This window comes from Roseateles sp. GW821-FHT09H10 (assembly GCF_059415865.1).
Genome location: NZ_JBWKOB010000006.1, coordinates 352,470 through 368,559, shown reverse-complemented (window position 1 = coordinate 368,559; position 16,090 = coordinate 352,470). Strand labels below are relative to the sequence as shown.

Sequence of the window (16,090 nt, the reverse complement as noted above, 5' to 3'; positions counted from 1 at the left end):
CAGTCAAACATTACTACCCTGTAAAAATTGACCGAAGCGTAAAAACCCGCAGGGCCGGCTTGGTGCGCCCCGTCAGAATGCGGGCCATGACCGACACCGCCGCCGTGACGCGCACGCCGCGCGCCGCCACCCTGCGCAAGCAGGAGGCCATCCTTGCCGAAGCCGAACGCCAGTTTGCCCGTTACGGATTTGAAGGCGTCAGCCTCGACAGCATCGCCGCCGTGCTCGATCTGTCGCGCCAGAACCTGCTCTACCACTGGCCCAGCAAGGAGGAGCTCTACCGCGCCGTGCTGGACAGCGTCATGGGCGAGTGGATGGAGAACATGACGGCCATTGCCGAGGCCGACGAGCCCGAGGCGGCCATCCAGACCTATGTGGCGGTGAAGCTACGTTTCAGCCGCGAGCGGCCCAGCGGCAACGCCGTTTTCACGCGCGAGATCATGGCCGGCGCGCCGCGCTACCAGGATGTACTCAAGGCCCAGGTCATGCCGCTGCTGCACGCCGACGTGGACCGCTTCGAGGGCTGGGCCCGCGAGGGCTTGATCCGGCGCGTGGACTTCACCCATCTGATGTTCCTGATCTGGTCGTCCACCCAGGCCTACGCCGACCTGGGGCCGCAGTTCTCCCTCTACATGGGCAAGCCGCGGCTGGAAGAGTCCGATTTCGAGGCCGCGCGCGAACTGATCACCAGCCTGATCTGGCGCAGCCTCAAGCCATGACGGAGCCCCTCGCCCAGTCCTGCCCCGCTGGACGCGGGCATGCCTGGTCGGTCTTGCAGACCGCGCCGCGGCTCGCACCGCAGCCCTTCGGCAGGCACATCGCGCCCACTGGGCGCAATGTGTCCGGCCTCAGCCCCCGCGGGGACGGCGGTGCTTGCGGCATCGAGCCGCAAGCACATCGCCAGCGCGGGCCGGCTAGGGAGCGGCCCGTCGCTCGGCCCGCAGAATTCATGCGCCGCGCTTTGCTGGCCGTGGCCGCACTCGCGTTCAGCGGCCTGGCGTTGGCCGCGCCACCGGCCAAGCTGGTGGCCCAGCTCAAGGCCCAGGCCGATGCCTGGGACCAGGCTATCGTCAGGAAGGACCGCGCCGCCATCGAGGCCAATATGGCGCCGGACTTCCGCCAGATCGATGGCCGCGGCAATGTCGAGACCCAGGCCAGCTTCGTCGACGGCCTGGTGTCGCCCGCGCTGGTGCTGGATCCCTACACGGTGGAAGACTTCGAGGTGCGTGTCTACGGCGACACCGCCCTGGTCAGCGGCCGCACGCGCATGACCGGCAGCTACGAGGGCCAGGCCTTCAAGAGCCACTACCGCTACATCGACATCTATGTGCGCCGCAACGGGGCCTGGAAGATCGTCAGCGTGCAGATCAGCCGCATTCCCGAGTGAGCTCGCCATGATCCTTGAGATTGCCGATTTCCGCATCCATCCCGGCCAGCAGGCGGCCTTCGAAGCCGCGCTGAAGCTGGGCATTGCCGAGGCGCTGTCGCAGTCGCCGGGCTTCATCAGCGCCCGCGTCGAGCGCGGCCTCGAGTCGCCCGAGCGCTATGTGCTGCTCGTCGAATGGCAGACGCTGGATGACCATATGCAGGGCTTCCGCAACGGACCGCTGTTCGCCGTCTGGCGCAGCCATATCGGCAGCTTCTTCGCGAGCCCGCCGAGCATGGAGCACTTCAGCACCGTGCTCTGACGCCTGTCAGCGCCAGCCGGCGTCGCGGGCCGCCTTCTCCTGTTCGGCATTCAAAGCCTCGCCGGCCCTGGCCGCGTCGATGGCGGCCAGCACGGAGGGCGGCAGGCTGCTCGACGCCTGGCGCATCTCGCCACCCGAACCGCTCACGGCCGCGACCTGCTGCAGCGCCCAGGCGCCATCCGCCTCGCGGCAGGCCAGGCCGGCCGAGGCGCTGGTCGAGAAGCTGCGGCACCAGCGGCCGTCCTTGGCCTTGAAGCTGAGCTGCACGGCCACCGCGCCGCCCGGGGCGCTGGCCAGCTGCGTGTCCAGGGCCTGGGCAATCGCGCCACTGGCCAGCAGGCGCTCATCGCCCGACGGCGTGAGGCGCGTGCCGATCAGCGTGCCCATCACCAGCGTGGCCGCCATGCCGCCCCAGGCCATCCAGTTCGACATGCCGCGACGCTGGGCGCGCACGGCGCCCAGATCCACGACCTGGGCTGCCGGCTCGGCCAGCAAGGCCTTCAGGCGATCCGGCACCGGCTCCTTCAACACATCGGCGAAGGCCGCGCCCATGCGGGCGCGCTCGGCCTTCAGCATCTCATCTTCACTGCGGCTCATGGCCACTCTCCCAGCAATTCCTGCAGCGCCTCGCGGGCGCGGGCCAGGCGGCTCGTGACGGTGCCGACCGGCACGCCCAGGGTCTCGGCCGCCTCCTGGTAGCTCAGGCCTTCGACCAGCACCAGGCCGACGATGGCGCGGTGCTCGTCGCTCAACTTCGCCACGGCCTTGCGCACCAGGATGGCGTCGAGCTGCGAGCCCGAACCCGAGCCTGCCCCGCCGTCGCCGACATGCTCGCCTTCCTCTTCGGGCAGAAAGGTCTGGCCGCGCCGCTCGCGCGCCCTCAGTTCATCGATCCACGCGTTCTGCATGATGCGAAACATCCAGCTGTCCAGACGCGTTCCAGGCGTCCACTGGTCGGTGCGGGTCAGGGCCTTCTCGATGGCGACCTGCACGAGGTCGTCGGCGTCTTCGCGGGAGTGGGCCAGCGTGCGGCCGAAACGGCGCAGCCGCGGCAGCAGAGAGGCGATCTCCTGGCGAAGTTCGGAAAGGGTTGCGGGCATCGATACCGGAACAACGGACGAGGCATGGATTTTCTTCCCACCCTCGCTCGTTATCCTCAACAAACCACCCGATTGCCATGAAAGCCTTTGTTGCCCTGTCACTGAGCGTGAGCCTCGCGGCCCAGGCCCAATTGCGCCTGCCGCAGCTGCCGGGCGTGCAGCGCCTGCCCGGCGTGGTGGACCGGGTCGTCGACCGCGTGGTGCAGCCCCTGCCCGAGCTGCTGTCGTCCACAACCCAGCTCGTCGACCTGCGCCTGACCCAGGTGCGCGACCTGCTGCAGCGCCACCCCGACGTCGTCGAGGCCGACCCGCGTGGCGAGTTGATCCGCCGGGCCGAGCTGCTGCTGCTGGCGCCCAGCGAGGCGGCGCTGGCGACGGCGGCGGCCCTGGGTCTGGTCAAGCTGCGCGAGGAAGCCTGGCCCGAGCTCGATCTGCGCGAGGTGGTGCTGCGCGTGCCGCCCGGCCTGGGCACGGCCGAGGCGCTGGAGAAGCTGCGCGCCGCCCAACCCGATCTGCAGGCCGACTTCAACCATCTGTATTCGCGCAGCGGCGAGGTGGCGGCTGCTCAGGGCGCGCCCATCCAGCAGACGGGCCCGGTGCGCGTGGGCCTCATCGATGGCGGTGTGGACCGCCGCCACGCGGCCTTGCGGCGTGCCGGCGGCAACAGCCTGGGCTGCGGCGGCAGCGTGCTGCCCAGCGAGCACGGCACGGCGGTGGCCTCCCTGCTGGTCGGCCGCGACCGGGGCTTTGAAGGCGCGGCCGCCAAGGCCGAGCTCTTCGCCGCCGACGTCTATTGCGACAGGCCGGACGGCGGCTCGGCCGAGGAGGTCGTGCGGGCCCTGGCCTGGTTGGCGCGCGAGCGCGTCGCCGTCATCAATGTCAGCCTGGTCGGGCCGCAGAACCGCCTGCTGGAGCTGGGCGTGGCAGCCCTCGTGAAGCGTGGCCATCTGCTGGTGGCGGCCGTGGGCAATGACGGCCCGGCCGCGCCGCCGCTGTTCCCGGCGGCCTATGCCGGCGTGGTCGGCGTGACCGGCATCCATCCCAACCGCCGCGTGCTGGTCGAGGCCGCGCAGGGGGCGCAGGTGCTGCTGACGGCGCCGGGCGCCGACCTCGCCGTCGCGCGCAAGGGCGGCGGCTATGGCATTGCGCGCGGGACTTCGTTCGCGGCGCCGCTTGTGGCGGGCCTGCTTGCGGCCGAACTCCGTCAGCCCGATGTGGCTGCTGCCGCCGCCGCCATCGAGAGGCTGGCGTCGGGGGCCATCGACCTGGGCGCGCCAGGCCGCGATGCTGTCTATGGCCGAGGCCTGGTCGCCGAGGATCTGCGCGTCGTGCCCGAGCACTTGCAGGCTCGCCAGCGGCGCTGACACAAAGCGTTGCATCCCGGCCGGGAAGCATGTGGCGCCGGCGGTCGTTGTACTCAGTGAAAGGGCCGGAATGGCTGGCTCTTCCGCAACGACATCCGGAGATCCCTCATGTTTGCAACCCGTCACACCGAAGTTCTTCGCAGCACCTTGAGCGTTGCCGCCATGGCCGCTGCTCTGATCGCTTCTCACGCCCACGCCGGCCTGCTCGGCGGCGCCGGTGGTGGTCTCACCGGCGGCTTGACCGGTGGCCTGAATGGCGTGGTCTCGCCGCGCCAGCTCGACGTCGGCGGCCGTGCCAACGGCAACGCCAGCGGCTCGGCCGATGGCTCGCTGGTCAAGGGCGCGCTGGACAAGACCAAGGGTGCCGTCGGCGGCGTCAAGGACACGGCCACTGGCAAGGTGGGCGAGCTGAAGACCGCCGCTGACGGCGCCAAGGACTCACTGGGCAACACGGCCGGCAATGCTTCCGGCAGCGCTGACGGCAGCGTGACCGGCGCGCTGAACGGCACGGCCAACGGCGTCAGCGGCAGCCTGGCCGGACAGGGCAGTGGCGCATTGAGCGGCGCGCTGAAGCCGAGCGACACGCCGGCCGCGACGACGCCGGCCGCGCCCGCCACGCCGGCGGGCACGACACCCGCCGCACCGGCCACGCCCACGGCCACCACGACGCCCGCACCGCCGGCTTCGCCGCTGGCCCTGGGCGGCAACGCCAGCGGCAATGCCAGCAAGAAGGAAGTCGGCGGCAACGCCAGCGGCCAGGCCGCCGGCCGCAACACGCAAGCTGCAGGCAACGCCTCGGCCAAGGCCACGCGCACCGATAACGGCGTCGCGCTGAACGCCGCGGCCGACAGCTCGGCCAAGCGCTGATCGTCGCCACGGCTGATGGACCAGGCGGCCTGCGGGCCGCCTTGCTTTTGGCAGCCTCGGCAGGGGCGGTGAAGATAGGGCGCATGCGAATCCTGATCCTGGCCACCTCCGCGTTGGGCTTCTTGTTGTGCACGGCCCTGCTGGCGCTTTCATTCGCGGCGCCGCTTCAGGTGGAAAGGTGGGCGCGCCAGGCCATTGGGCATGAGGTGCAGAGCCGCGTCGAGGCGCGCTGGCAGAGCCTGGAGAAGCCGGGCCTGGTACGCGCTGCCGAGCAGAAGCTGCGCCAGCATGCCGATGAGATCGCCGCGGCTCGTCGTGCGCTGGTTGAACTGACGGTGCGGGAGATGCAGGATCCCGACTGCCCTTGCCGACGCAAATGGCGTGAGCTGGAACGTTCGGGATGGGAAGGGCGGATCGAGCAGCTGGGTTCGCTGAACGACAAGCTGCGGCAGTTCGCTCAGGCCAAGTACGCCGAGGTGTCCAGTGCGCTGATGCGGGAACTGCGCATCTTTGCCGCCAGCAATGCGGTGGTGTTCGCATTGCTGGGCGTCGTTGCCCTCATGCGTCGGCGGGCCACGGTTCAGTTGCTTGTGCCCGCTGCGGTATTGCTGGGTGCCGCCGCGGTGGTGGCCAGCGCCTATCTGTTTTCGCAGAACTGGTTGCAGACGATTCTGTTGAGCGACTACCTCGGCTGGGCTTATGTGCCCTGGCTGACGCTGGCCATTGCGGGTCTGGCCGATGTGGCCTGGAACCGCGCGCGTGCCAGCACCCTGGTCGTGAATGGCGTCGCCACGGCGCTGGGCGTCGCATTGATGGCCGTGCCCTGCTAGCCGCGCTGCTTCAAGCGATAGACCGCCACGGCGCTGCACATCACCGTGAAGCCCAGCAGCACGGCAAAAGCCATCTCCGGCGCGATCCAGCGGAACTTGCTCACACCGCCAGCGGCGAAGACCAGCTGGTCGAGATGGAAGTGCGGCCAGAACACGGTCTGGAAGTGCATGGACTTCGGGAGCGGGAAGAACACGCCCGACAGATACAGCCCCGGCAGATAGGCCAGGTTGGCATAGGCCGGCGCTGCCGAGCCGCTGGTCAGTGCGCCCAGCATGACGCCCAGGGCGCAGAAGGGAATCGTGCCGGCGACAAGCACGGCACTCATGGCCACCAGTTGCGCAGCGCTCAGATGGGCCTGGCCCGTGACAGCGGCCAGCACCAGGATGGGCAGATAGGCCAGGGCGCCGCAGACCACGCCGGCGACGATCTTGGCCGTCAGCCAGGCGCCGGGCGGCGCCGGCTGGGCGCGCTTGAGCGTCAGCAGCCCCTGCTCGCGCTCCATCGCGAGATTGGGGCAGGTGGCGAACAGGGCCGCCATCGTGACGGCCATCACCGAGAAGCCGGCGAACATGAAGCGGCCCGCATCCGGGTCCTTGGCCACCGCCTCGCCGGCCACCGCGAAGGCGAACAGCAGATAGGTGGCCACCGGCAGCAGAAACATCGGCAGGGCAAAGGCCGGCATGCGCAGCAAACGGACGAGTTCCAGCCGGATCTCGAGGGCGTAGACCGCCAGCGTGCGGTTTGCGGGCATGGGCATAGGGTGGGTCAAGGCAGTCATTGGTGCACCCTTCGCGCTGTGCGCTGTCCCGCCAAGCGGGAGTAGAGCCCCTTCGGGCGGCCGTGCGGGGCTCATGCGGCCTCCCGGGTCAGTTCGTTGAAGGCATCGTTGAGCCCGGCCTGGCGGACTTCCAGGCGCGAGAGCGCGGGATCGGCCGCGAGCAGGCGGCGCACGACGGCCTCGGCATCGGTCGCGACGATGGACAGCTGCGAGTGGTCGCAAGCCACGTCGACAACCCCGGCCCAGCGCCTCACCTCGATGGGCGGCAGCGTGGTGTTGCAGCGGATGTGGCGGCGCGACACCAGGGCGCGCATCTCGTCGACGCTGCCCGAGGCGATCAGGCGGCCCTTGTTCAGCACCGCGACGCGGGTGGCCAGGGCCTCGGCCTCTTCCAGGTAATGGGTGGTCAGCAGCACCGAACAGCCCTCGCGCAGCAGGGCGCGGATGTTGTTCCACATCGCCTCGCGGGCCTGGAGGTCGAGGCCGACGGTGGGCTCATCGAGGAAGAGCACCTGGGGCCGGCCGCAGATGGCGAGCGCGAACTGCACCTGGCGCTTCTGGCCACCGGAGAGCTTGCCGTAGGGGCGCTGGGCCAGCTCGACGATGCCGGCGCGCTCCAGCGCCTGCTTCACCGTCATCGGCTGGGAGTAATAGCTGGCCGACAGGGCGACCAGCTCGTGCACCTTCAAGTCCTTGGGCAGCTCGACGTCCTGCATCATGACGCCCAGGCCGAGCCGCTGCTGCAGCTGCTGCGGCGAACCGCCGAGTAGTAGCACGCTGCCGCTGTCGGCCTCCTGCAGGCCCAGCCACAGCGAGATGGCCGTGGACTTGCCGGCGCCGTTGGGGCCGAGCAGGGCCAGCAGCTCGCCGCGCTTGAGGTCGAGGTCGAGGCGGTTCAGGGCCTCCAGCGCGCCATAGCGCTTGGACACGCCGCGCAGCGAGGCGACCACGTCGCCCACGATGGGCGCTTCGACCGGGGCTGGGGCTGCGATGGCCCGGCGCGGATAGGCCTTGCCATTCAGCAGCCTGCCGATGACGGTCGAGCGCACCAGCAGGTGGTAGCTCGACAGCAGCAGCGCCAGGCTGGCCGCGACGATGAAGGGGTACTTCAGGCTCCAGTGCAGGGGCCAGTCGCCCACCCAGACCTGCAGGGCCGCGACGAGGGGCAGGTGCACGAGGTAGATCCAGTAGGAGGCGTCGGCCACATAGCGCAAGGCTGGGTGATGGCCGGACAGGAAGCGCAGGGCCAGGCCCGTGACGCCCAAGCTCCAGGCCCAGCTCGACGCGACGAAGGACAGCGTGAAGATCAGTTTCGGTTGCTCGGGCATGCCGAACAGCGGCTGGGTCTTCAGGATGTAGAGGCAGACGCCCGAGGAAGCGATCGCCAGCAGCAGATGCGGCAGCCAGCGGGAGCGCAAGGCGGCCAGCGCTCCGGGGGCGCGCTGCACCAGCCAGCCGAAGGCGAAGGCCGCGCCATAGCCCACGGTGGCGGGCAGTTGCGGGATCAGCGACTGGTCGGGCGTGGGGATGCCGATCATCGGCAGCCACATCGGCAGGGACAGCAGGGCGCTGGCGAGGGGCAGGCCCAGCATGAGCGCGCCGGCCGGCCAGCGGATGGCGCCGGTCACGACGCGATCGACGAGGCCGCGCAGTCGTTGCTGGCCGTCGAAGCGGACGATGAGGCTGCGCGCCAGCAGCGCACCGGCATACAGCCACAGCAGCTGGTAGAGGAACCACAGATGCGTCAGCGGGAAGGCGCCCGGCTGCTTGGGCATTTCCGGCATGGCGGGTGGTGCGCCATGGAAGACCTTCTGCAGGCCCAGATACCAGACGAAGGCGATGGCCGGAAACAGCAGCAGCCAGCCCACCACCAGCGGCACGGCGATGCGCTTGCCACGGTTGGCCCAGAAGCCGGCCGTGCCCAGGCGCTGGTGCAGCAGCCGCGCAAAGAAGCCGGCGATGAAGAAGAACAGCGTCATGCGAAAGCTGTGGGCCACGAAGCTCGCGTCGGCCAGCCAGGGGCTGGGCGAGTTGTCGACCATGGCCCAGACGCCGGGCGGCATGCCGGGGATGAAGGACAGCATGGCGTGGAAGGCGACGCCCAGCAAAAGGGCAAAGCTCCGCACTGCGTCGAGGGCGTGCAGCCTCTCGCCGTTGGGGTGGGGGTTCATGGGAACTCCTAGAGGAAGTCGCGCCGTCGCGCGGCGATGAGCAGGGGCAGGGACAGGGCGAGCAGGGTCACGGCGAGCTCGGCCGCGAGTACCTGCCAGAAGGCGCCGTTCCAGACCGGCGCAGCGGCGGCCATGTGCTGGCCGATTTCAGCGATGCGGGGGATGCCCATCATGAAGAGGGACACCGACATATTGGTGAGGACGATGACGCCGGCCATGCCGGCCTCGGACTTGATGTGCAGGGTGGCGCACAGCACCAGCGCGTAGTTGGCCAGCAGGTAGACGCACAGCAGCACGCCATAGGGCAGCAGGCCGTCGTGGATGCCGGGCGTGAGCGCCACCAGGGCCAGGGCGCCGCCGCTCAGCACGCTCCAGGGCAGCAGGAAGCACAGCAGCAGGCCGAGCAGCTTGGCCAGCACATAGTCCCGCGGCGACAGCGGCAGGCTGAGCACGAAGAGCAGGGCGCGCTCCTTGCGCTCGTTGGCGACGCCGAAGATGGCCAGCATGACGCCCAGGGCGATGACGGCCGTCAGCCAGACCAGGAAACCGACCTGGAACAGACCCTCGCCGCCCGGCGCCACCACCAGGCTGGCGAGTCCGGCCGCGGTGACGCTGACGAGGAACCAGCGGTTCAGATGCAGCTCCTTGGCGATGAGCTTGCGCACGACGAGGTTCATAGGCCGCGAGCCTCCCGGCTGTGCATGACGGTGGCGACAAAGATCTCTTCCAGGCTCATGCGCTGCACGGTCTGTACCGGGGCGCCGAGGCGGGCCAGGAAGTCGTCGCAGAAGCCGTCGACGGTCAGCGTGACGAGGGCGCCATCGCGCTCGCTGTGGACGATCTCTGGCAGGTCGCGGAGCGGCGTGTCCGTGCGCAGCTGCACGCGCCGCCAGCGCTCGAGGAAGTCTTCCTTGTCGCTGGACGCAACGACGCGGCCGCGGTCGATGAAGGTGATGCGGTCGGAGATGCGCTCCACGTCCACGGTGTTGTGAGAGGAGAACAGGATGGAGCGGCTGTCGTCGCGCAGCACATCCATGAACTCGGTCAGCAGCTCGTGCCGCGCGACCGGGTCCAGGCCCGAGGTGGGCTCGTCCAGCACCAGCAGGCGTGGCCGGCGCGCCAGGGCCAGCAGCAGGGCGGCCTTGATGTGCTCGCCCGTCGACAGGCCCTTGACCGGCTGCTCGGCATGCAGGCCGAAGCGCTTCAGCAGCCGGGAGGCATAGGCGGCGTCCCAGCCGGGGAACATCGAGGCCACCCAGTCCATATGCCAGCGCAGCGTGGCGTGCTGGAAGAGGCGCATGTCATCGCTGACAAAGGCCACCTCGGCCTTGGCCGCGGCCTGATGCTCGGGCATGGCGTGGCCGAGCAGGCGGATCTCGCCCGCGTCGGCCGCCAGCAGGCCCATCAGCAGGCGGATGGTGGTGCTCTTGCCGGCGCCATTGGGGCCGACCAGGCCCATGATCTGGCCCTGCTCCAGCGCCAGCGACACGTCTTCCAGCGTGAAGAAGCGAAAGGCCTTGCTGACGCCCTTCATCGCGATGGCCTGGGTGGCGCTCATTCCGTCGGCTCCTGGGGGTTCAGCGCGTGGCGCAGTCGTTCAATCAGTTCGGGCTCCTGCAGGCCCAGGGTGCGGGCGATGCGGCTGGCGGCGGCGAGATGGCCGTCCAGCTCGGCGCGCTGCCCGGCCTGGGCCAGGTCCAGGGCGTCGGCGATGAAGGAGCCCTTGCCATGTCGGGTCACGATGACGCCCTCCGTCTCGAGGTCGAGGTAGGCGCGCTTGACGGTGATGACGCTCACCCTCAGGTCGGCCGCCAGCGCCCGGATGGACGGCAGTTCCTTGCCCGGCGGCCAATCCCCCGCGGCGACGCGCTGACGGATCTGCTCGGTGATCTGCAGATACATCGGCCGCGCGTCGGCCTGGGAAATCAGGAGTCCACTGTGCATTGTGTGTATATGCTATGTGCACAGTTGGTGGATTGCAAGCCCCGGAATGCAGAAAGCGGCCCGTGGGCCGCTTTTGCGTTGAGGACTCCTCAGCCGGCCGTCAAAGCTTCAGCAGCGCTTCCAGATTGACGCGCAGCTTGAACTCCGCCGGCGCCAGGCTGGCGGTGATGGCCTGGGAGGCCAGGCGGGTGTCGCGCGGCACCGGATTGCTCAAGGGGCTGCCGCTCTTGCCGATCAGGGCCGCCACCAGCGGCTCGTTGGCGCTGAAGCCGCGCTTGAAGACCAGGCCGACCTCGCCATTGGCCAGGCGCACGATGCTGCCGGGCGGATAGAGGCCGACGGTCTTGATCAGGGCGGCGCCGGCTTCGTCGGGCTGGCCCAGTTCGTCCAGGAAGACGGCGCGGGCCGCGGCGGCGCCGCTCATGGCCTGGCGGCTGCGGCGCGGCGACAGGCGGGCGCCGAAGAGATCGATGCGGCGCAGCAGGCGCGCCAGCTTCTCGCCGTCGCTGCGGCCGCCCAGCGGCCCGGGGCCGGCCTCGTGGTGCAGGCGCACCGCCGTCAGCCAGACCGCGTCGTTGACGCCGACCTGGGCCAGGCGCTGGGCGGCACGGTCGCCATGGGCGGCCAGGGCCTGGCGCTGGGCCGGCGTGGCGGCGTCGAGCTGGGCCGCCATGCGGTCATGAGCGGCGGTGGCGCCGTAGTTCATCGTCAGCGCGGCGCCCTGCAGGGCAGTGCGCAGCTCCGGCGCCAGTTGCAGCTGCTGGGCGACGAGGTCGCAGACCAGCAGGGTCAGCAGGGCATGGCGGGCGCTGTAGTCGCCGAACTCCTGGCTGCTCTCGAAGATGAGCAGCATCAGCGTCGAATCCGGATGGGCGTGCAGGCGCTTCAGGGCCGTGTCGCGCAGTGTGGCCAACCGGGTGGCGAAGTCCGCCGGCTCGGCCTCGCGCAGCAGGCTGTGGGTGTGCATCAGCAGGTCTGACCAGACCTCGCGCGGGCCCAGTTCGACCTTGGCGGGCGCCTGCGCGTCCAGGCGGAAGCTGCCGTCGGCCTTGGCGATGTCGGACAGCGACACGTCCTGCATGACCATGGTGTCCAGGCGGTGGGCCAGGGCGCGCTGGTATTCCATGGTGTCGGCGGAATTCACCCAGGCGCCGCCGTCGATGAGGCTGCGCACCTGGGGCGAGTCGCGCAGCACCTGGCCACGCGCGAACAGCAGCTTGCCGCCGGCGTCGAAGAGGTCGTAGGGCAGGGTCATGCCCAGCCGCAGCGTGCGGGCGGGCAGGGGGATGAGTTCGGAGGCCATGGATTGCGGCATTCTCAACGGCCTTCGGCATTGCGGAGGCGTTCTTGAGCGACAGCGAAGGGCCCCCTGCGTAGAATTCCCGGCTCATCCGAGGAGCGCTGCGACGGGTTCAGCACCTGCCAGGCTCGGATTTCCAACGGCGCTCATCGAACCTCCCCACGAGTCCGTCGATGACCACCGCCCCGCCTCCCCTCAAGCTCTCCGGCCTCGAGCCCGTTGCCATCGACGCCAGCAGCCTGTTCGTCAACATCGGCGAGCGCACCAATGTCACGGGCTCCAAGGCCTTCGCCCGCATGATCCTGGCGGGCCAGTTCGAGGACGCCCTGGCCGTCGCCCGCCAGCAGGTCGAGAACGGCGCCCAGGTCATCGACATCAACATGGACGAGGCCATGCTGGACAGCCAGGCGGCCATGGTGCGCTTCCTGAACCTGATCGCCGGCGAGCCCGAGATCGCGCGCGTGCCGATCATGATCGACTCGTCCAAGTGGGCCGTCATCGAGGCCGGCCTGAAGTGCATCCAGGGCAAGGGCATCGTCAATTCCATCTCGCTGAAGGAAGGCGAGGCCGAATTCAAGCGCCAGGCCAAGCTCGTCAAGCGCTTCGGCGCGGCGGCCGTCGTGATGGCCTTCGACGAGAAGGGCCAGGCCGACACCTTCGCGCGCAAGACCGAGATCTGCGAGCGGGCCTACCGCTTCCTCGTCGACGAGGTGGACTTCCCGCCCGAGGACATCATCTTCGACCCCAACATCTTCGCCATCGCGACAGGCATTGAGGAGCACGACAACTACGCCGTGGACTTCATCGAGGCCACGCGCTGGATCAAGCAGAACCTGCCGGGTGCCAAGGTGTCGGGCGGCGTGAGCAACGTGAGCTTCAGCTTCCGCGGCAACGAGCCGGTGCGCGAGGCCATCCACACCGTCTTCCTGTACCACGCCATCCAGGCGGGCATGGACATGGGCATCGTCAACGCCGGCATGGTGGGCGTCTACGACGACCTCGACGCCGAGCTGCGCGAGCGTGTCGAGGACGTGGTGCTGAACCGCCGCCCCGATGCCGGCGAGCGCCTCATCGAGATCGCCGACCGCGCCAAGAGCGCCGGCAAGGACGACTCGGCCCGCCTGGCCTGGCGTGCCGGCAGCGTCAACGAGCGCCTGTCGCATGCGCTGGTGCACGGCATCACCGACTTCATCGTTGCGGACACCGAGGAAGCCTGGGTCGCCATCAAGGCCGGTGGCGGCCGGCCGCTGCACGTCATCGAAGGCCCGCTGATGGCCGGCATGAATGTCGTCGGCGACCTGTTCGGCCAGGGCAAGATGTTCCTGCCCCAGGTCGTCAAGAGCGCGCGGGTGATGAAGTCCGCCGTCGCCCACCTGCTGCCCTATATCGAGGAAGAAAAGCGCCTGTTGATCGAAGGCGGCGGCGACGCCAAGCCCAAGGGCAAGATCGTCATGGCCACCGTCAAGGGCGATGTGCACGACATCGGCAAGAACATCGTCACGGTGGTCCTGCAGTGCAACAACTACGAGGTCGTCAACATGGGCGTCATGGTGCCGGCCCAGGACATCCTCAAGAAGGCCAAGGAAGAGGGCGCCGACATCATCGGCCTGTCGGGCCTGATCACGCCCAGCCTCGAGGAGATGCAGCATGTCGCCGCCGAGATGCAGCGCGATGCCTACTTCGCCTCGCGCCACATGCCGCTGCTGATCGGCGGCGCCACCACCAGCCGCGTGCACACGGCCGTCAAGATCTCGCCGCATTACGAGGGCCCGGTCGTCTACGTGCCCGATGCCTCGCGCGCCGTGGGCGTCTGCTCCGAGCTGCTCAGCGACGAGCGCGCCGCGGCCTATGTCGCCGAGCTGCGTGCCGACATCGAGAAGACCCGCCAGCTGCACGCCAACAAGAAGCAGACGCCCCTGGTCACGCTGGCCGCGGCGCGCGCCAACAAGGCCGTGCTGGACATGGCCCGCGTGCCGCCGGCGCCGAAGTTCACCGGCCGCCGCGTGCTGAAGAACCTCGACCTGGCCGAGTTGGCCCGCTACATCGACTGGGGCCCCTACTTCCAGACCTGGGACCTGGCCGGCCCCTACCCGGCCATCCTGGACGACGCCGTCGTCGGCACCGAAGCGCGCAAGGTCTTCGCCGACGCCCAGGCCATGCTGAAGAAGATCATCGACGGCCGCTGGCTGCAGGCCCATGCGGTCTTCGGCCTCTACCCGGCGGCGCGCGTCAACGAGGACGACATCGAGATCCGCAGCGAACCGCCGATGACCTGGCGCGGCCTGCGCATGCAGAGCGAACGGCCGGTCGTCGAAGGCGTGAAGAGGCCCAACCGCTGCCTGTCCGATTTCGTCGCCGAGCAGGGCGACCACGTGGGCATGTTTGCCGTGACGGCCGGCCTGGGCGTCGACAAGAAGGAAGCCGATTTCCTGGCGGCCCACGACGACTACTCGGCCATCATGCTCAAGGCCCTGGCCGACCGCCTCGCCGAGGCCGCGGCCGAATGGCTGCACGAGCGCGTGCGCCGCGAGTTCTGGGGCTATGCCGCTGACGAGGCGTTGAGCAATGAGGAACTGGTCGCCGAGAAGTACAGCGGCATCCGCCCCGCACCCGGCTATCCGGCCTGCCCGGATCACCTGTCCAAGCGCGATCTCTTCAAGGTGCTGGCACCGGACGAGATCGGCATGGGCCTGACCGACAGCATGGCCATGACGCCGGCGGCCAGCGTCAGCGGCTTCTACCTGGCCCATCCCGACGCGGCCTACTTCAACGTCGGTCGCATTGGCGACGACCAGCTCGCCGACTGGGCCGCGCGCTGCGGCCTGGGCGAGGCCGAGGCCCGCCGCGCACTGGCGCCGCTGTTGGGTTAGGTCGACACCCCTAGGTCGAAGCGGCCTCGTCCTACAGGGCGGGCCGCAGGGGGGCGGCATCCTGCGGGTCATACGAACAGCCCCGGAGAGGCCCCATGTCGACCCCCACACATTCCGTCAAGTCCACCCAGATCGTCGCCGGCGTGGCCGTCGTGCTGGCGCTGCTCGGCGGCGCCTACGCGGTGGGCCGATCGCAGACGGCGGACAGCGAGCCGGTCGTCGCGGCGACCCAGGCTCCCGCGGCACAGCCGCAGCGTCTGGCCAGCGCCGACCCGGTGCGCCAGAGCCAGCCGGCGCCGGTGGTTGAAAGCCAGGCCCAACCGGCCCTGTGCAGCAGCTGCGGCCGCGTGACCGATGTGCATACCGAATCCCGCCGCGGCAAGGCCAGCGGCGTGGGTGCCGTGGGCGGCGCCGTCGTCGGCGGCCTGCTGGGCAATATGGTCGGTGGCGGCAACGGCAAGAAGATCGCCACCGTGGCGGGTGCCGTTGGCGGCGGCTATGCCGGCAACGAGATCGAGAAGAACCAGAAGAGCTACACCGTCTGGATCGTGCAGGTGCGCGAGCGCGACGGCCGCCTGCGCCGCTTCGAGCGCAGCGCCGATCCGGGCCTGCGCGCCGGCGACGAGGTCAGGCTGACGGAGAACGGCTTCTCGCGCGTCTGAAGCGCGGCGATGTCCGGCAACAACAGGGCGGGTTCCAAGGAGTGAAGCGATGAAATTGCTGATGACCACCGCCGCCCTGGCGGCCGCCCTGTCGTCCACCGTGGCCCGTGCGGATGACCATCCCGCGCCGGTGCTGTCCATTCCCACCCAGGCCCAGCGCGATGCGCTGTGCCGCGACTGCCTGTGGGTGCAGGAGATCCATGCCGAGACGCGCCAGGGCAAGGGCAGCGGCTTGGGTGTGGTCGGCGGCGCCGTCATCGGCGGCCTGCTCGGCAACCAGATCGGCGGCGGTACCGGCAAGAAGCTGGCGACCGCGGGCGGCGCGGTGGCCGGCGGCTATGCCGGCAACGAGGTCGAGAAGAACGCCAAGAAGTCCACCGTCTGGGTGGCCCAGGTGGTCGACCGCAGCGGCCAGATGCGCCGCGTCGAGATGAGCGCCGATCCCATGCTCACCGCCGGCGATACGGTGCGCGAGCGCGACGGCATGCTCGTCCGCCGCTGACCCCACCGTGCGC

General features: G+C 69.6%; 17 protein-coding genes and 1 riboswitch. Of the genes, 9 read left to right on the top strand and 8 right to left on the bottom strand.

Features of this window, described 5'->3' with window-relative positions; all coding sequences use genetic code 11:
* Nucleotides 1-86 precede the first annotated feature (86 nt).
* The 3 genes from AC07OY_RS25520 to AC07OY_RS25510 all read left to right on the top strand — a co-directional run bounded on the left by AC07OY_RS25520 (nucleotide 87) and on the right by AC07OY_RS25510 (nucleotide 1,688).
* On the top strand, nucleotides 87-719 hold the full coding sequence (locus AC07OY_RS25520; protein WP_495045399.1) for a TetR/AcrR family transcriptional regulator: 633 nt from the start codon (nucleotides 87-89) through the stop codon (nucleotides 717-719).
* 230 nt (nucleotides 720-949) lie between these two features.
* Nucleotides 950-1,387, top strand: coding sequence for a nuclear transport factor 2 family protein (locus tag AC07OY_RS25515; protein ID WP_495045398.1), 438 nt, complete (start codon nucleotides 950-952; stop codon nucleotides 1,385-1,387).
* A gap of 7 nt (nucleotides 1,388-1,394) precedes the next feature.
* A complete protein-coding gene (locus AC07OY_RS25510) occupies nucleotides 1,395-1,688 on the top strand; it encodes an antibiotic biosynthesis monooxygenase family protein (protein WP_495045397.1) in 294 nt (97 codons plus the stop codon).
* Nucleotides 1,689-1,694: 6 nt separating this feature from the next.
* On the opposite strand, the gene AC07OY_RS25505 is transcribed toward AC07OY_RS25510, so the two are convergent.
* Both AC07OY_RS25505 and AC07OY_RS25500 read right to left on the bottom strand, forming a co-directional pair.
* Nucleotides 1,695-2,285, bottom strand: a complete 591-nt coding sequence (locus tag AC07OY_RS25505; RefSeq protein ID WP_495045396.1) for an RT0821/Lpp0805 family surface protein — start codon at nucleotides 2,283-2,285, stop codon at nucleotides 1,695-1,697.
* Nucleotides 2,282-2,788 carry an RNA polymerase sigma factor gene (locus AC07OY_RS25500; protein ID WP_495045395.1) on the bottom strand — a complete coding sequence of 169 codons (507 nt, stop codon included), beginning with the start codon at nucleotides 2,786-2,788 and terminating at the stop codon, nucleotides 2,282-2,284. Before AC07OY_RS25500 ends, AC07OY_RS25505 begins: the two co-directional genes overlap by 4 nt.
* A 77-nt stretch (nucleotides 2,789-2,865) precedes the next feature.
* Between AC07OY_RS25500 and AC07OY_RS25495 the strand changes: the two genes are divergently transcribed.
* The 3 genes from AC07OY_RS25495 to AC07OY_RS25485 all read left to right on the top strand — a co-directional run bounded on the left by AC07OY_RS25495 (nucleotide 2,866) and on the right by AC07OY_RS25485 (nucleotide 5,849).
* A complete protein-coding gene (locus tag AC07OY_RS25495; RefSeq protein WP_495045394.1) occupies nucleotides 2,866-4,152 on the top strand; it encodes a S8 family serine peptidase in 1,287 nt (428 codons plus the stop codon).
* Between the two features lie 108 nt (nucleotides 4,153-4,260).
* Nucleotides 4,261-5,019, top strand: a complete 759-nt coding sequence (locus AC07OY_RS25490; RefSeq protein WP_495045393.1) for a hypothetical protein — start codon at nucleotides 4,261-4,263, stop codon at nucleotides 5,017-5,019.
* A 41-nt stretch (nucleotides 5,020-5,060) separates the two neighbouring features.
* Nucleotides 5,061-5,849 carry a hypothetical protein gene (locus tag AC07OY_RS25485; RefSeq protein WP_495045392.1) on the top strand — a complete coding sequence of 263 codons (789 nt, stop codon included), beginning with the start codon at nucleotides 5,061-5,063 and terminating at the stop codon, nucleotides 5,847-5,849.
* Here the strand turns inward: AC07OY_RS25485 and AC07OY_RS25480 are convergent.
* The 6 genes from AC07OY_RS25480 to AC07OY_RS25455 all read right to left on the bottom strand — a co-directional run bounded on the left by AC07OY_RS25480 (nucleotide 5,846) and on the right by AC07OY_RS25455 (nucleotide 12,046).
* Entirely contained in the window at nucleotides 5,846-6,607 is a 762-nt protein-coding gene (locus AC07OY_RS25480) for an ABC transporter permease (protein ID WP_495045391.1), read from the bottom strand. The two genes, AC07OY_RS25485 and AC07OY_RS25480, sit on opposite strands and share 4 nt — an antisense overlap.
* 92 nt (nucleotides 6,608-6,699) lie before the next feature.
* The gene (locus AC07OY_RS25475; protein WP_495045390.1) at nucleotides 6,700-8,799 is read right to left on the bottom strand and encodes an ATP-binding cassette domain-containing protein; all 2,100 of its coding nucleotides are present in this window, start codon (nucleotides 8,797-8,799) and stop codon (nucleotides 6,700-6,702) included.
* Between the two features lie 8 nt (nucleotides 8,800-8,807).
* Nucleotides 8,808-9,476, bottom strand: coding sequence for an ABC transporter permease (locus AC07OY_RS25470; RefSeq protein WP_495045389.1), 669 nt, complete (start codon nucleotides 9,474-9,476; stop codon nucleotides 8,808-8,810).
* Entirely contained in the window at nucleotides 9,473-10,357 is an 885-nt protein-coding gene (locus AC07OY_RS25465) for an ABC transporter ATP-binding protein (protein ID WP_495045388.1), read from the bottom strand. Before AC07OY_RS25465 ends, AC07OY_RS25470 begins: the two co-directional genes overlap by 4 nt.
* Nucleotides 10,354-10,743 (bottom strand): GntR family transcriptional regulator, encoded by a 390-nt coding sequence (locus AC07OY_RS25460; protein WP_495045387.1) that lies wholly within the window; start codon nucleotides 10,741-10,743, stop codon nucleotides 10,354-10,356. Before AC07OY_RS25460 ends, AC07OY_RS25465 begins: the two co-directional genes overlap by 4 nt.
* A 100-nt stretch (nucleotides 10,744-10,843) precedes the next feature.
* A complete protein-coding gene (locus AC07OY_RS25455) occupies nucleotides 10,844-12,046 on the bottom strand; it encodes an HD-GYP domain-containing protein (RefSeq protein WP_495045386.1) in 1,203 nt (400 codons plus the stop codon).
* An 85-nt stretch (nucleotides 12,047-12,131) separates the two neighbouring features.
* Nucleotides 12,132-12,198: riboswitch (S-adenosyl-L-homocysteine riboswitch) on the top strand.
* Between the two features lie 18 nt (nucleotides 12,199-12,216).
* Here AC07OY_RS25455 and metH point away from each other — a divergent pair.
* The 3 genes from metH to AC07OY_RS25440 all read left to right on the top strand — a co-directional run bounded on the left by metH (nucleotide 12,217) and on the right by AC07OY_RS25440 (nucleotide 16,077).
* Nucleotides 12,217-14,913 (top strand): methionine synthase, encoded by a 2,697-nt coding sequence (gene metH, locus AC07OY_RS25450; protein WP_495045385.1) that lies wholly within the window; start codon nucleotides 12,217-12,219, stop codon nucleotides 14,911-14,913.
* Between the two features lie 95 nt (nucleotides 14,914-15,008).
* Nucleotides 15,009-15,575: a glycine zipper 2TM domain-containing protein gene (locus tag AC07OY_RS25445; RefSeq protein ID WP_495045384.1), complete on the top strand. Its 567-nt coding sequence runs from the start codon at nucleotides 15,009-15,011 to the stop codon at nucleotides 15,573-15,575.
* Nucleotides 15,576-15,624: 49 nt separating this feature from the next.
* The gene (locus AC07OY_RS25440; RefSeq protein ID WP_495045383.1) at nucleotides 15,625-16,077 is read left to right on the top strand and encodes a glycine zipper 2TM domain-containing protein; all 453 of its coding nucleotides are present in this window, start codon (nucleotides 15,625-15,627) and stop codon (nucleotides 16,075-16,077) included.
* The last annotated feature ends 13 nt before the right edge of the window (nucleotides 16,078-16,090 follow it).

What these genes read in the sequence shown, in the direction of transcription:
- AC07OY_RS25520 (WP_495045399.1), top strand. Translation starts at nt 87, where the DNA reads ATGACCGACACCGCCGCCGTGACGCGCACGCCGCGCGCCGCCACCCTG.
- AC07OY_RS25515 (WP_495045398.1), top strand. Translation starts at nt 950, where the DNA reads ATGCGCCGCGCTTTGCTGGCCGTGGCCGCACTCGCGTTCAGCGGCCTG.
- AC07OY_RS25510 (WP_495045397.1), top strand. Translation starts at nt 1,395, where the DNA reads ATGATCCTTGAGATTGCCGATTTCCGCATCCATCCCGGCCAGCAGGCG.
- AC07OY_RS25505 (WP_495045396.1), bottom strand. Translation starts at nt 2,285, where the DNA reads ATGAGCCGCAGTGAAGATGAGATGCTGAAGGCCGAGCGCGCCCGCATG.
- AC07OY_RS25500 (WP_495045395.1), bottom strand. Translation starts at nt 2,788, where the DNA reads ATGCCCGCAACCCTTTCCGAACTTCGCCAGGAGATCGCCTCTCTGCTG.
- AC07OY_RS25495 (WP_495045394.1), top strand. Translation starts at nt 2,866, where the DNA reads ATGAAAGCCTTTGTTGCCCTGTCACTGAGCGTGAGCCTCGCGGCCCAG.
- AC07OY_RS25490 (WP_495045393.1), top strand. Translation starts at nt 4,261, where the DNA reads ATGTTTGCAACCCGTCACACCGAAGTTCTTCGCAGCACCTTGAGCGTT.
- AC07OY_RS25480 (WP_495045391.1), bottom strand. Translation starts at nt 6,607, where the DNA reads ATGCCCATGCCCGCAAACCGCACGCTGGCGGTCTACGCCCTCGAGATC.
- AC07OY_RS25475 (WP_495045390.1), bottom strand. Translation starts at nt 8,799, where the DNA reads ATGAACCCCCACCCCAACGGCGAGAGGCTGCACGCCCTCGACGCAGTG.
- AC07OY_RS25470 (WP_495045389.1), bottom strand. Translation starts at nt 9,476, where the DNA reads ATGAACCTCGTCGTGCGCAAGCTCATCGCCAAGGAGCTGCATCTGAAC.
- AC07OY_RS25465 (WP_495045388.1), bottom strand. Translation starts at nt 10,357, where the DNA reads ATGAGCGCCACCCAGGCCATCGCGATGAAGGGCGTCAGCAAGGCCTTT.
- AC07OY_RS25460 (WP_495045387.1), bottom strand. Translation starts at nt 10,743, where the DNA reads ATGCACAGTGGACTCCTGATTTCCCAGGCCGACGCGCGGCCGATGTAT.
- AC07OY_RS25455 (WP_495045386.1), bottom strand. Translation starts at nt 12,046, where the DNA reads ATGGCCTCCGAACTCATCCCCCTGCCCGCCCGCACGCTGCGGCTGGGC.
- metH (WP_495045385.1), top strand. Translation starts at nt 12,217, where the DNA reads ATGACCACCGCCCCGCCTCCCCTCAAGCTCTCCGGCCTCGAGCCCGTT.
- AC07OY_RS25445 (WP_495045384.1), top strand. Translation starts at nt 15,009, where the DNA reads ATGTCGACCCCCACACATTCCGTCAAGTCCACCCAGATCGTCGCCGGC.
- AC07OY_RS25440 (WP_495045383.1), top strand. Translation starts at nt 15,625, where the DNA reads ATGAAATTGCTGATGACCACCGCCGCCCTGGCGGCCGCCCTGTCGTCC.